This is a genomic window from Burkholderia sp. YHN3-13, assembly GCF_055810675.1.
Genome location: NZ_JBVVNQ010000010.1, coordinates 227,519 through 241,194, shown reverse-complemented (window position 1 = coordinate 241,194; position 13,676 = coordinate 227,519). Strand labels below are relative to the sequence as shown.

General features: G+C 68.5%; 14 protein-coding genes. 5 read left to right on the top strand and 9 right to left on the bottom strand.

What is annotated here, in order from left to right:
• Positions 1–4: 4 nt before the first annotated feature.
• The 4 genes from carA to gloB all read right to left on the bottom strand — a co-directional run bounded on the left by carA (position 5) and on the right by gloB (position 5,424).
• Complete coding sequence (gene carA / locus AC0KUR_RS22955; RefSeq protein ID WP_049033901.1) at positions 5–1,150, bottom strand: glutamine-hydrolyzing carbamoyl-phosphate synthase small subunit; 1,146 nt, start codon at positions 1,148–1,150, stop codon at positions 5–7.
• Positions 1,151–1,515: 365 nt separating this feature from the next.
• Complete coding sequence (locus AC0KUR_RS22950; RefSeq protein ID WP_473376457.1) at positions 1,516–2,733, bottom strand: MFS transporter; 1,218 nt, start codon at positions 2,731–2,733, stop codon at positions 1,516–1,518.
• A 158-nt stretch (positions 2,734–2,891) separates the two neighbouring features.
• Positions 2,892–4,466: a transglycosylase SLT domain-containing protein gene (locus AC0KUR_RS22945; protein ID WP_034186648.1), complete on the bottom strand. Its 1,575-nt coding sequence runs from the start codon at positions 4,464–4,466 to the stop codon at positions 2,892–2,894.
• Positions 4,467–4,617: 151 nt separating this feature from the next.
• Positions 4,618–5,424, bottom strand: a complete 807-nt coding sequence (gloB, locus tag AC0KUR_RS22940; RefSeq protein WP_034186647.1) for a hydroxyacylglutathione hydrolase — start codon at positions 5,422–5,424, stop codon at positions 4,618–4,620.
• Positions 5,425–5,442: 18 nt separating this feature from the next.
• Here gloB and AC0KUR_RS22935 point away from each other — a divergent pair, with 18 nt between their 5' ends.
• From AC0KUR_RS22935 to dnaQ, 3 genes are read left to right on the top strand one after another with little or no spacing between them, the layout of a single operon-like run.
• Positions 5,443–6,255 (top strand): class I SAM-dependent methyltransferase, encoded by an 813-nt coding sequence (locus AC0KUR_RS22935; RefSeq protein ID WP_034186646.1) that lies wholly within the window; start codon positions 5,443–5,445, stop codon positions 6,253–6,255.
• Complete coding sequence (gene rnhA / locus AC0KUR_RS22930; protein ID WP_021163370.1) at positions 6,252–6,695, top strand: ribonuclease HI; 444 nt, start codon at positions 6,252–6,254, stop codon at positions 6,693–6,695. Before AC0KUR_RS22935 ends, rnhA begins: the two co-directional genes overlap by 4 nt.
• A 38-nt stretch (positions 6,696–6,733) precedes the next feature.
• Positions 6,734–7,468 carry a DNA polymerase III subunit epsilon gene (gene dnaQ, locus AC0KUR_RS22925; RefSeq protein ID WP_473376456.1) on the top strand — a complete coding sequence of 245 codons (735 nt, stop codon included), beginning with the start codon at positions 6,734–6,736 and terminating at the stop codon, positions 7,466–7,468.
• Between the two features lie 28 nt (positions 7,469–7,496).
• On the opposite strand, the gene AC0KUR_RS22920 is transcribed toward dnaQ, so the two are convergent.
• A complete protein-coding gene (locus tag AC0KUR_RS22920; protein ID WP_034186644.1) occupies positions 7,497–7,829 on the bottom strand; it encodes a YnfA family protein in 333 nt (110 codons plus the stop codon).
• A 541-nt stretch (positions 7,830–8,370) separates the two neighbouring features.
• Between AC0KUR_RS22920 and proP the strand changes: the two genes are divergently transcribed.
• On the top strand, positions 8,371–9,861 hold the full coding sequence (gene proP / locus AC0KUR_RS22915) for a glycine betaine/L-proline transporter ProP (protein WP_034186643.1): 1,491 nt from the start codon (positions 8,371–8,373) through the stop codon (positions 9,859–9,861).
• Positions 9,862–9,971: 110 nt separating this feature from the next.
• Here proP and AC0KUR_RS22910 read toward each other — a convergent pair whose 3' ends face one another.
• Positions 9,972–10,178, bottom strand: coding sequence for a hypothetical protein (locus AC0KUR_RS22910; RefSeq protein WP_034186642.1), 207 nt, complete (start codon positions 10,176–10,178; stop codon positions 9,972–9,974).
• 128 nt (positions 10,179–10,306) lie between these two features.
• Complete coding sequence (locus AC0KUR_RS22905) at positions 10,307–10,936, bottom strand: glutathione S-transferase family protein (protein ID WP_034186641.1); 630 nt, start codon at positions 10,934–10,936, stop codon at positions 10,307–10,309.
• 175 nt (positions 10,937–11,111) lie between these two features.
• Between AC0KUR_RS22905 and AC0KUR_RS22900 the strand changes: the two genes are divergently transcribed.
• Positions 11,112–12,329 (top strand): polyhydroxyalkanoate depolymerase, encoded by a 1,218-nt coding sequence (locus tag AC0KUR_RS22900; RefSeq protein ID WP_034186640.1) that lies wholly within the window; start codon positions 11,112–11,114, stop codon positions 12,327–12,329.
• Positions 12,330–12,336: 7 nt separating this feature from the next.
• Here AC0KUR_RS22900 and AC0KUR_RS22895 read toward each other — a convergent pair whose 3' ends face one another.
• Both AC0KUR_RS22895 and AC0KUR_RS22890 read right to left on the bottom strand, forming a co-directional pair.
• Positions 12,337–12,981 carry a phosphoribosyltransferase gene (locus AC0KUR_RS22895; protein WP_404823989.1) on the bottom strand — a complete coding sequence of 215 codons (645 nt, stop codon included), beginning with the start codon at positions 12,979–12,981 and terminating at the stop codon, positions 12,337–12,339.
• Positions 12,982–13,107: 126 nt separating this feature from the next.
• Positions 13,108–13,629 (bottom strand): phospholipase D-like domain-containing protein, encoded by a 522-nt coding sequence (locus AC0KUR_RS22890; RefSeq protein WP_473376455.1) that lies wholly within the window; start codon positions 13,627–13,629, stop codon positions 13,108–13,110.
• Between the last annotated feature and the right edge of the window lie 47 nt (positions 13,630–13,676).

Sequence of the window (13,676 nt, the reverse complement as noted above, 5' to 3'; positions counted from 1 at the left end):
TGACTTAGGCGTTGCGCTGTTTCGCCGCGTCCATCAGCGCGGTGAAACGATCGAACAGGTAGCCGATGTCGTGCGGGCCGGGCGACGCTTCCGGGTGGCCCTGGAAGCAGAATGCCGGCTTGTCGGTCAGCTCGAAGCCCTGCAGCGTGCCGTCGAACAGCGACACGTGCGTCACGCGCGCATTGGCCGGCAGCGAATCGGCGTCGACCGCGAAGCCGTGGTTCTGCGAGGTGATCACGACACGGCCGTCGCCGAGATCCTTCACCGGATGGTTCGCGCCGTGGTGGCCCGTCTTCATCTTCAGCGTCTTCGCGCCGACCGCGAGGCCCATGATCTGGTGACCCAGGCAGATGCCGAAGGTCGGCACCCCGCGCGCGATGAATTCCTTCGTGGCCGCGATCGCGTAATCGCAGGGCTCCGGATCGCCGGGGCCGTTCGACAGGAAGATGCCGTCCGGATTCAGCGCGAGCGCATCGGCCGCGCTGGCCTGCGCCGGCAGCACCGTCACGTGGCAGCCGCGCTCCGCGAGCATGCGCAGGATGTTGTACTTGACGCCGAAATCGTACGCGACGACGCGATACTTCGGCGCTTCCTGCATGCCGTAGCCGCCTTCGAGGCGCCATTCGGTCTGCTTCCACTCGAACGGCTTCGTGGTCGACACGACCTTCGCGAGGTCCATGCCCGCGAGGCCCGGGAACGAGCGCGCGAGCTCGATCGCCTTCGCTGCGTCGTCCGAGCCGGTCAGGATGCAGCCGTTCTGCGCGCCCTTGTCGCGCAGGATGCGGGTCAGCTTGCGGGTGTCGATGCCGGCGATCGCGACGACGCCTTCGTCGCGCAGGTAGTCGCCGAGCGTGCGGTCCATGCGGAAATTCGACGCGAGCGTGGGCAGATCACGGATGATCAGGCCGGCGGCATGGACTTTCGTGGCTTCGACGTCTTCGGCGTTGACGCCGACGTTGCCGATATGCGGGTAGGTGAGCGTGACGATCTGGCGCGAGTAGCTCGGGTCAGTCAGGATTTCCTGATAGCCGGTGATCGCGGTATTGAACACGACTTCGCCGATCGTGTGGCCTTCGGCCCCGATCGAATAACCACGAAAGACCGTGCCGTCGGCGAGTGCAAGCAAGGCGGGAGAAAAAGACGGCAACACGGGAGGCTCCTTGGGGAACACCCTGCTGCCGACCTGTTTACCCTGCCGCGCGAGCGCCGCGCTGCGTGGGCGCGCGTGGTCGCTTGCTGGACGCGGCCTGCGTTGTCGAGTCGCGAACCCGGCGCGTGGCGCACGAGGCTTCGCGGCATCGCCCGGCAGGCGGCGTGCGGCGGATGAACGGGATGAAAGAGGTAGGCGCTAGGGTGCGAGGTTGATCAGCACAAACTTTCAAATTATAGCCTGAAAATGGCCCTATCTTCAATGGATATGGCCGTCCGATCGTACGCGCGCCGCGCCCTGCCGCACGGCGCGGCGCGCTGCGGCCCCGTTTCCAGGACCGCCCTACCCGCCAGCGTACCGCCGGATCAGTGCGCTTGGCCAGCGCCGCGCGCGGGCCACACGTACCAGGCCGCACTCGCGAGCTGCAGCGCGAGCAACACGCCCCACGCGGTGAAGTGCGCGGCCGCCGGATAACGGCCGTCGACCGCCGGCCAGTGCGACAGCACCGCGCCGACGCCGATCTGGAACGCGAAGATCAGCAGGAAGATCACGAGCGTGAGCGTCGTGTTCGCGCGGCCGATCAGATGCGCGGGAAAGTGTCCGGCCATCACCGCGTAGGTCAGGATGCCGACGCCGCCGAACATCCCGTATGCCGCCCACAGCGCGGCCGGCGGCAGCGGCACGCGCGCGACGATCGCCAGTTGCGTCGCGACGAACAGCGCCATGCCGACGCCGCAGAACGCGTAGACCGACACGCCGCGCCGCTCGAGCACGCGCGCGGCCGCGCCAAAGCCGACGCAGCCGGCCATCATCGCGAAGCCGAGCACCGACACGAGGCGCGCGGCATGCGCCGCATCGAAACCGGCGACATCGCGCAGATACGGCCCGACCCACAGCGACTGCATCGCGTAGAACACGCCCTGCGTGACGACGGAGAATGACGAGATCTTCCAGAACGCACGGCTGCTCAGGATGTGCCACGTGCCCTTGAACTGGCTGACGAGGCCGCCCTGGTGGCGCGCCTGCCTCGCCTCGGGCGCACCGAAGCCGATCGACGCCGCGACGACCACCGTCAGCACCGCGAGGCCGAAACAGATCGCGCGCCAGCTCGTCCAGCCGAGCAGCCAGGTCAGCGGCGAGCCGACCATCACGCCGCCAAGGCCGCCCACGGCCATCACGAGGCCGTTGACGAGCGGCAGCCGGCCGACGGGGAAATGCTGCGCGAGTGCCTTGAACGCCGCGCCGAGACATACCGATACGCCGACGCCGATCAGCAGCCGGCCGATCATCATCGTGCCGAGGCCGTGCGCGGCGCCGAACACGGCCGCACCGGCCGCCGCGAACAGCAGCATGCCGGCCGTCACGCGACGCGGGCCGAAGTGGTCGAGCATCACGCCGGCCGGAATCTGCGCGCCCGCGAAGCCGAGGAAATAGAGGCTGGTCAGCAGGCCGAGATCGGCGGCCGACAGCCCGAGCTCGTGCGTGACGAACGGCGCGAAGCCCAGATTGACGCCGCGAAACACGTACGACACGAAATACCCGACCGAAAACAGCGCGAGCACCCTCACCTGCACCGACGACATCACTTCCCCTCGTTATATGAAGACATCCGAAACGGCGCCCTCGCACCGCGCACAAACGAAAACGCCGTCACCTCGGTGACGGCGTTTCGTCGCATTTCGTCGGATGATAGCGCAATCGCGCGAACCCGATCGGCCGCCCGCTGCGCGGGGCAGCCGCGTTACTTCTTCTTGCCCTTGTGTGCCGCGGCCTTGGCCGGCGCGGCCTTCGCGGGCGCCGCCTTCGCCGACCTGGCGGCCGGCTTTGCCGCACCGCGCTTCGCGCCGTGCGACTTGCCGCCCACCGCGAGGCTTGCACGCTCGATGTGCGCCCCGGCGGACGACGTCGCGATCCGCTCCGGGCCGGGTTCCGCCGGCACCGAACGGCCGACCGGCACGTGCAGCACGAGCGCCTGGCCCGGCATCGCGAGATCGCGGTGCGTGCGGTTCCACGCCTTCAACTGACCGACCGACACGCCGTAGCGGCCGGCGATCGCCGCCATCGACTGCTTGCGGCGCACGCGGATCAGCATCTTGCGCGTGTCGGGTACGTCCGGTTCCATCGCGAGCGCGCCGTTTTCGGCGACGTCGGCGCTGATGTCCTCGTCATCGTCGTCGCCGCGCGGCACGACGATCGTCGAGCCCGGCTTCAGGCGCATGCCGGCCGGAATCTTGTTGACCGACATCAGCGTATCGGCGTCCACGCCGATCTTCTCGGCGATCGCGGCCGGGCGCGCGCGCTCGCTCACCGTATAGGTGGTCCACGTCGACAGCTGGCCGTTGTAGGTCTTCAGGTTCTTCTCGAACGCCGACGCGTTGTCGAACGGCAGCAGGATCTGCGGCTCGGTCGCCCCGAGGATCACCGGCTTCGAGAACGACGGGTTCAGCGAGCGGAACTCGTCGAGCGACAGGTTCGCGAGCTTCGCGGCAACCGCGACGTCGATGTCGCGCGCGGTCGTGACCGTCACGAAATACGGGTGGTTCGGGATGTCCGGCAGCGTCAGGCCATACTGCTGCGGGCTCGCGATGATGTTCTTCACCGCCTGCAGCTTCGGCACGTAGTTGCGCGTCTCGTTCGGCATCCGCAGGTTCTGGTAGTCGGTCGGCAGGCCGGCCGCCTGGTTGCGCGCGATCGCGCGCTGCACGTTGCCCTCGCCCCAGTTGTACGCGGCCAGCGCCAGATACCAGTCGCCGAACATGTCATGCAGGCGCGACAGGTAGTCGAGCGCGGCGCTCGTCGACGCGAGCACGTCGCGGCGCTCGTCCTGCCACATGTTGCGCTTCAGGTTGTACGTGCGGCCCGTGCCGGGCATGAACTGCCACATGCCGGCCGCCTTCGCGACCGACAGCGCCTGCGGGTTGTACGCGGACTCGATGAACGGCAGCAGCGCGAGCTCGGTCGGCATGTGACGCGCCTCGAGCTCCTCGACGATGTGATACAGGTACTTCTGCGAGCGCTCGGTCATGCGCTGCACGTAATCCGGACGCTGCGTGTACCAGGTCGTCTGCATGTCGACGAGGTCGCTCTGCAGGTCGGGCATCTGGAAGCCGCGGCGGATGCGCCCCCACAGATCGGAGTCGGCACTGGTCAGGTCGCCGACGGATTGCTTGTCGACGTCGACAGTTTCTTTGGCGGTGGCTGATTTACGGAGGTAGTTGGACGTCGCCTGCGAATCGGCGGCGTTGTTGGCGACAGGCGCCTGGCTCGCACAAGCGGCGAGTAGCAGGACCACCATCGCACTCAATATAAGTCGCATGAAAATCTCGGCTTCCGACGGCTGGAAATTGCAGGCGATACTACGGAAGTGCGTGCTTCACGTCAATAAAAACACCGAAAACTCAGCGAAATCCTACATTTGGAGCAATTTTTACAGACACCGCTTGAGCTTTGGAGTCCTCCGGAAATCATCATCGGAACCGGTTTTTCCACTCGCGCATCAGCGTGAATGCCGCCAGACGATCCGGCACTGTTTCGTGCAGCTCGGCCTCGAGCGTGGCATGTATCGCCGCGCTGTCCGCCCGCATGAACGGGTTAACGGCACGCTCGTGAGCAATCGTAGTGGGCAGCGTCGGCACGCCACGCGCGCGCAGCGCCTGCGCTTCGTCGCGCCACGCGGCGAGCGCCGCATTGCCGGGCTCGCACGCGAGCGCGAAGCGGATATTGGACAGCGTGTATTCGTGTGCGCAATGCACGCGCGTGTCGCCCGGCAGCGCCGCGAGCGCGTCGAGCGACGCGAGCATCTGCGCGGGCGTGCCTTCGAACAGGCGGCCGCACCCGCACGAGAACAGCGTGTCGCCGCAGAACACGTGCGGCGCCGCGTTGCGCGGCCCGGCCGCCTGGAAATAGGCGATGTGGCCGCGCGTATGACCGGGTACGTCGAGCACGTCGAACGCGACGGCCGGCGCGTCGAGCGTCACGCGATCGCCGCCCGCCAGCGGCCGCGTGACCACGCCGATCGCTTCGGCCGCGGGGCCGTATACCGCCAGCGGCGCATCGGCCGGTTGGCTATCGCGCAGCGCCTCGACACCGCCGACATGGTCGGCGTGGTGGTGCGTGAGTAAAATAGCGGTCAACCGCCAGCCTCGTTCGGCAAGAACCCGGCGTACGGGCGCGGCTTCACCCGGATCGACGGCGATTGCATCGCGGCCGTCCGAGACGAGCCAGATATAGTTGTCTTCGAATGCCGGAACCGGCACGTATTCCAGCTCGTTCATGGGCGCGCAATCATCGTTATGTCTGACCGTCAAATTATAGACTGGCCCGCCTGGACCGACTCGCCTCCCGGCCGCTACGTGCTGGGCTGGGAGCAGGCGCAGCTCGACCGGATCGTGTCCGACGTCTTCGGGTTCCACGCGCTGCAGCTCGGCTTGCCGCAGCTCGACGCGTTGCGCGAGAACCGCATGCCGTATCGCGGCCTCGTGCTCGACCCGGCGAGCGGCGCGAGCGCGCCGTACCAGTACCCGTGGGCACGCGAGGCGCACGCACCCGAGCATGCGCCCGCCGATCGCAGCACGACCTGGTGCGACCTGCTCGACCTGCCGTTCGAGTCGCAGAGCGTCGACCTGATCGTGATGCCGCACACGCTCGAATTCACGTCCGACCCGCACCGCCTGCTGCGCGAGGCCGAGCGCGTGCTGATGCCGGAAGGCCAGCTCGTGATCACCGGCTTCAATTCGCTCAGCCTGTGGGGCATGCGCCAGTCGTTCGGGCGCATGGCGAACCACCCGTTCGTGCCGGCCACGCGCGACCAGATCGCGTTCATCCGGCTCAAGGACTGGATCAAGCTGCTCGGTTTCGACCTCGAACGCGGCCGCTTCGGCTGCTACCGCCCGCCGCTCGTCACCGACAAGTGGCTGGCCCGCTACGGCTTCATGGAGGCCGCCGGCGACCGCTGGTGGCCGATCTTCGGCGCCGTCTACATGGTGACGGCCGTCAAGCGCGTGCGCGGCATGCGCCTCGTCGGCCAGATCAAGATGAAGAAGCCCGTGCTCGCCCCGGGCCTGACGCCGGCGGCCTCCCCGACCACCCATCAAGAACATTCATGACAATCGATACCATCGACATCTATACCGACGGCGCCTGCAAGGGCAACCCCGGCCCCGGCGGCTGGGGCGCACTGATGCGCTACGGCGACAAGGAGAAGGAGCTGTTCGGCGGCGAGCCGAACACGACCAACAACCGCATGGAGCTGATGGGCGTGATCGCCGCGCTCGAAGCGCTGAAGCGGCCGTGCCAGGTGATCGTCCATACCGACTCGCAGTACGTGCAGAAAGGGATCAGCGAGTGGATCCACGGCTGGAAGAAAAAAGGCTGGGTCACCGCGGCAAAAACACCCGTGAAGAACGCCGACCTGTGGAAGCGGCTCGACGCGCTCGTCGCGCAGCATGAAGTCGAGTGGCGCTGGGTCAAGGGCCACGCGGGCCACCCCGAAAACGAGCGCGCGGACGCGCTCGCGAATCGCGGCGTCGAATCGCTCACGGCCTGAACGCCGGCCGTTCCCCTGTTTTCTTCGTTTTCCCCGACATGCGCCAGATCATTCTCGATACCGAAACCACCGGCCTGAACGCCCGCACGGGCGACCGCCTCATCGAAATCGGCTGCGTCGAGCTGCTGAACCGGCGGCTCACCGGCAACAACCTGCATTTCTACGTGAACCCCGAGCGCGACAGCGATCCGGGCGCGCTGGCGGTGCACGGCCTCACGACCGAATTCCTCAGCGACAAGCCGAAATTCGCGGAAGTCGCCGACCAGATCCGCGACTTCGTGAAGGACGCCGAGCTGATCATCCACAACGCGCCGTTCGACCTTGGCTTTCTCGACGCGGAATTCGCGCGGCTCGGCCTGCCGCCGTTCACCGAACATTGCGGCGGCGTGATCGACACGCTCGTGCAGGCCAAGCAGATGTTCCCAGGCAAGCGCAACTCGCTCGACGCGCTGTGCGACCGCTTCGGCATCAGCAACGCGCACCGCACGCTGCACGGCGCACTGCTCGACTCGGAGCTGCTCGCCGAGGTGTATCTCGCGATGACGCGCGGCCAGGACAGCCTCGTGATCGACATGCTCGACGACGCGGGCGCCGACGGCGGCGCGGCGAACGGCCAGCGCGTCTCGCTCGCCGCGCTCGACCTGGCCATCGTGGTCGCGAGCGACGACGAACTCGCCGCGCACCAGGCGCAGCTCGACGAGCTCGACAAGTCGGTCAAGGGCACCTGCGTGTGGCGCAAGTCCGCCGACGAAGGCGCCGCGGAAGCGGCCTGACGCCTGCCCATACCCGCCGCGGCCGCGCTTACGCGCGCGGCTGCAGCGCGATGACGGCCATCCCGCCGAGCGCGAGCGCCGCGCCGGCCACGTCCCAGCGGGTCAGCGCGACGCCGTCGACCACCCGCAACCACACCAGCGCCACCGCGATGTAGACGCCGCCGTACGCGGCATAAGTGCGCCCGGCCGCGCTCGGGTGCAGCGTCAGCAGCCACGCGAACAGCGCGAGCGAGAGCGCGGCCGGCACCAGCAGCCAGGCCGGACGCCCATCCTTCAGCACGAGCCACGGCAGGTAGCAGCCGACGATTTCGGCCAGCGCGGTAGCGGCGAACAGCGCCGCGATCCTGATCAGTTCGGTCATCCGGTTCCTCGTGAATTCGGCCCCCGTCGCCGGGCGCTGCACGGCCCCACCGCGCGCCGCCGATCATACCCGAGCAGGCCGCGCCGAATCCCCCGCCAGGCGGGCGTCTCCCGGCAATTTGCACGATCATCCGTCATCGTGCTATCATGTCGCCTGTTTCAACATTCAATCTCTGTCTATTCGATTTCGGGAGAAATCCGTCCGCGCGTTGCGGGCCGGCCTTTCGACCGAAATTGCACCTACAGGAAAGCCCGCCCGACAGGCCCGCTTTTCTCGTTTCGTTGCCCCTCCGGGGCGTTGCCGGAACACCGGACCCTTCGTCCGCACCGGCATCCGCCGCCTGCATCACGCGGCCCATTCTTCATGAGCGCACTGTCGCGACGGCCCATCGGGCCCGCGTCGAAGCAGCCCCTTACGGCCTTTTGCTGCCCCTTGTGCAGTAAGCGCTTAATGGTCTGCCCCGACGCGCCGCACCCGACATCGCGCTCGCAGGCAAACCGTGTCGGACGGCCCGCCCGTTCCGGCGCAGTCAAAGGAGTGCATGACCTTGACCGCAACACACGTCAGCCCGACCGCTGCTTCTTCCACCGCTTCGCCGTCCGGCGAGGCTCCGCTCGCCGCGGACGACATCACCGTCGTCGACCAGAGCCTGCTCAAGCGCGCCGTCAGCGCGATGGCCATCGGCAACGCGATGGAATGGTTCGACTTTGGCGTCTACAGCTACATCGCCGTCACGCTCGGCAAGGTGTTCTTCCCGTCCAGCAGCCCGTCCGCGCAGCTGCTCGCGACCTTCGGCACGTTCGCGGCCGCGTTCCTCGTGCGCCCGCTCGGCGGCATGGTGTTCGGCCCGCTCGGCGATCGCATCGGCCGCCAGCGCGTGCTCGCCGCGACGATGATCATGATGGCCGTCGGCACCTTCGCGATCGGCCTGATCCCGAGCTACGCGTCGATCGGCATCATGGCGCCCGTGCTGCTGCTCGTCGCCCGCCTCGTGCAGGGCTTCTCGACCGGCGGCGAGTACGGCGGCGCCGCCACCTTCATCGCCGAATTCTCGACCGACAAGCGCCGCGGCTTCATGGGCAGCTTCCTCGAGTTCGGCACGCTGATCGGCTACGTGATGGGCGCCGGCGTCGTCGCGCTGCTGACCGCGTCGCTGTCGCAGGAAGCGCTGCTGTCGTGGGGCTGGCGCGTGCCGTTCCTGATCGCCGGCCCGCTCGGCCTGATCGGCCTCTACATCCGGATGCGGCTCGAGGAAACGCCCGCGTTCAAGCGCCAGGCCGAAGAGCGCGAAGCGCAGGACAAGGCCGTGCCGAAGGCGCGGTTCCGCGAGACGCTGATGCGCAACTGGCGTGCGCTGCTGCTGTGCGTCGGCCTCGTGCTGATCTTCAACGTGACCGACTACATGGTGCTGTCGTACCTGCCGAGCTTCATGTCGTCGACGCTGCACTTCGACGAATCGCACAGCCTCGTGCTCGTGCTGATCGTGATGGTGCTGATGATGCCGATGACGCTGTACGCCGGCCGCCTGTCGGACAAGATCGGCCGCAAGCCCGTGATGCTCGCCGGCTGTGTCGGCCTGCTCGTGCTGTCGATCCCGTCGATGATGCTGATTCACGCGGGCACCACGGCGTCGGTGTTCGGCGGCCTGCTGATCCTCGGCGTGCTGCTGTCGTGCTTCACCGGCGTGATGCCGTCGGCGCTGCCGGCGCTGTTCCCGACCGAGATCCGCTACGGCGCGCTCGCGATCGGCTTCAACGTGTCGGTATCGCTGTTCGGCGGCACGACGCCGCTGATGACCGCGTGGCTCGTCGACGTGACGCACAACCTGATGATGCCCGCGTATTACATGATGGGCGCCGCCGTGATCGGCATCGTGTCGGTCGTCGCGCTCGCCGAAACCGCGCGCCAGCCGCTGAAGGGCTCGCCGCCGGCCGTCGCGACGCGTCGCGAGGCGCACCAGCTCGCCCGCAAGCTGCGTGAAGAGGACGATGCGCCGCAGATGTACGACGTCGCGACGCCGGCACGCGCGTGAGCGTCCTGCAATGAAAAAGCCCCGGCCGCAGCCGGGGCTCGATCGAACCCGATCCGCCCGACCGGCTTGCGCCGGCCGGGCTTTTTTTCATCCTTTCGATGCGGCCGCCTTCACGCGCGCGCTTCGCAATGGCGGCAGAAGATCAGCTCGCGCGAACGCGACACGGCCGCCTGGGCACCGCGCGTCGCCATGATCAATCCGACCTGGCCGAGATTGAAATCGCGCTCGACCATCAGCTGCGTCAGCGCGGCGAGCGGCAACACGACGGACGGGTGGTACAGGCTCGATTCGATCAGGGCTTTCATCATCGGCTCCATCTGGCAATGCGTCATTCGATGGAGTGGATTCTAGGGACCGGCCGCTTCCGGATAAACAGCGCGAATGCGAAGTCACTTGTCAGCGGTTGCGAACAATCGGCAAACCCTTGCCGGACAAGGCACTCGGCCTACGCGAGCGGCGTTTCGACGAATGCCGGCAGCGTCTCGGCCCGTGCCGAATGCGCGGCCAGCGCCGGATAGCGGGCCGGATCGATCCGCGCGAGCGCCGGGTAATCGGCCGCCATGAATTGCGTGAAACGCCATGCGACCGCGACCGTCACGTCGGATTGCAGCAGGCGCGCACCGCCTAACCAGCCGTTCGCGGCCGCGACGAGCGGCTCCAGTGCGCCGTATGCGGCCTCAAGCTGGCCCAGCACGCGCTCGAGCCACGGCGCGTGCTGCTTGTCGGCCGGTCGCAGCGCCTGCTCGTAGACGACCTGGACGGTCTTTTCGGCCGCCGCCAGCGCGAACCCGACGGGCACGAGCACGCGCAACCGCGCATCGGCGGTGTCGGGCAGCAGGCGCCGCTCGGGCGCGACGCAATGATCGAGATAGTCGACGATCAGCGACGAATCGATCAGCGTCGAGCCGTCGTCGGTCACCAGCGTCGGCGCCTTGACGACCGGGTTGAAGGTGCCGAACTGCTCGAAATGACGAAACACCGAGATCGAATGGTGTTCGAACGGCAGGTCGAGCAGCTTCGCCGAAATGGCGACACGGCGCACGAACGGGGAATCCAGCATGCCGATCAGCTTCATCGCAAACGCTCCGCTTCTGGGGGGGATGGGACCGACGACTGTAGCAGTGTCGCGCCGCACCGGCCAGCGCGCCCGCACGCTTGATGCTAAGCAGACGGCCGCGCTTTCGGCTCCCGCTGCGCGGCCACAGTGACCATAATGAAGATTCACGCCCCCTTCCGCCCCAAGGTTCGCCATGTGGTATGCCCTCGTCGAGCAGCAGCGGGAATGGATGCGCGCCTGGCGCGCGGCGACGCGGCACGCGTTCGACGCATGGCCCGCGGCCACGCTGCCGCACGCTGCGTCGTCGTGCTACGACGACCTGTTCGAACCGCTGCTCGGCCCGTCGGCCGGGCCGCCGCGCTTCGACATCGGGCGGCCGGCCGTCGACGAACGCGTCGTCGCCCGCACGCCGTTCTGCGACCTGCGGCGCTTCGTGCGCGCCGACGCACGGCGCACGGTGCTGCTGTGCGCGCCGCTCGCCGGGCACGCGGCCGTGATGATGCGGGAAACCGTCGAGACGCTGCTCGCCGACGGCGACGTCTGCGTGACCGACTGGCGCAATGCGCGCGACGTGCCGCCTGCAGCAGGCCGCTTCGGGCTCGACGAGTACGTCGCGCTGCTCGACGGCTTCGTCGACGGCCTCGCGCACGACGCCCGGCCGCTGCACGTCGTCGCCGTGTGCCAGGCCACCGTGCCGGCACTCGGCGCGCTCGCGCTGCGTGCCGCGCGCGGCCTCGCACCGCCCGCGAGCATCACGCTGATCGGCGGCCCGCTCGACGCGCGCCGGAACCCGAGCGCACTCGGCACCGCCGCCGCCACCCACTCGCTCGACTGGTGCCGCCGCCACCTGATCGACATCGTGCCGCCCGGTTTCGCGGGGCACGGCCGCCACGTGTTCCCGACCTACCTGCAGCAGGGCGAGATCGCGCTGCTGTATCCGCAGCGCTTCCTCACGCTGATCGAGGCCTACGCGCTGGCCGCGTCACGCTTCGACATGGCCGGGCTCGCCGGTGCGCGACGGGCGCTGCTCGAATACACGGCGCTGCTCGACATGCCGGCCGATTATTTCCTCGACACGGTCGACATCGTGTTCCAGCGCATGAGCCTCGCGACCGGCACGTGGGACGTCGGCGGCACGCGCGTCGAGCCGGCCGCGCTGCGCGGCGTCGCGCTGCTGACCGTCGAAGGCGCGCGCGACGCGGTCACGGGCGCCGGCCAGACGCACGCGGCGCTCGACCTGTGCCGCGGCCTCACGGCCGGCGAACGCCATCGCGTCGATATCGACGATTGCGATCACTACGGGCTGTTTACCGGGCCGCGCTGGCGCGGCGACGTCCATCCGGCGCTGCAGCGCGTGTTCGCGCTGGCGGAAGCGGCCCGCCCGCGCACGCGCCGCGCCAGGCGGCCGTGATGCGGCTTCAGTGGCGCGCCGCGTCGAGCAGCCTGCGCACCTCGTCGTCGCTCGTCTGCTCGAAGCGGGCGTAGAACGGGCTGATCCCGAAGAACCGCAGCGGCTGCGACACCGTGACGAAGGCGTCGGCCAGATCGTCGAACGCGTGCCGCGCGCTCGCCGGCGCGACCGGTACCGCCGCGACGATGCGTGCGGGGCGGCGCTCGCGCAACGCCTGCAGCGCGACGCGCATCGACGCGCCGGTCGCGACGCCGTCGTCGACGACGATCGCGATGCGTCCGTCGACCGGCAGCGGCGGCACGGCGCCGCGATACAACGCCTCACGGCGATGCAGCTCGGCCGTCTCGCGCACGATCACGTCGGCGAGCTGCCCGTCCGACACGCCCATCGAGCGGATCACCGAACGCTGCAGATACATCGCGCCACCGGTCGCGATCGCGCCCATCGCGAGCTCGGGATCGAACGGCACGCCGAGCTTGCGCACGACCAGCACGTCGAGCGGCGCGCGCAGCGCGCAGGCGACCGGATACGCGACGGGCACGCCGCCGCGCGGCAACGCGAGCACGACGACGTCGCTCCGCCCCGCGTAATCGCGCAATGCGTCGGCCAGCTGGCGGCCGGCATCGGCGCGATCGGCAAAACACTCGGTCACGATCGGCTCCCTGCCGTTGCGCCGGATGCGCGAAACCCGCGCCGGCGCCTTGTCAACGAGCATGGTGCATCGGCCGCGCCGATGCAAGCAGGGTCATACCGGCGCACGCGACGCCGAAGGAAGGGATCAGAGGCCGCCGGCCTGCCGGTACAGCCGCCAGAACGACTGCGCATAGGATTGCGCAAGCTCGGGCGCGCGCTGGAACACATTCACCGTTTCCGCATGGGCGGCCGCACCGTCGGACAGCGTCGTCAGCGCGACGCTGTCGTCGACGATCACGAAGCGCGGTGCCGGATCGCCATGCCGCGAATCGATCGCGACGTCGATGCCCGCGGATTTCAGAAAACCGGCGCCGCTGTAGCGGCCCGCGCGCGGCGAGCGCACGAGCACGACACGCACCTCGACTCCACGCGCGCGGGCCGCGCGCAACGCGCCCGCGACAGCCGGCGTCACGTGCGTATAGCCCGCCAGCAGCACGCGACGCTGCGCCTGTTCGATCAGGTCGACGGTCGCGTCGGCCGCCGCGTTGTCATACGAAAAGTATGTGCCGACCGACGCGGCGTCGGACGGAATCTGGCTGGCGTGGGCGCTCGTCGCGCAGCACAGCGCGGCGAGAAGGATGGCGGCTGGTCTCATGGCGGGCGCCATTGTAGCGATGCCAATTCGCGTGGCAAGCACCGGCTGCGACGCTGCTG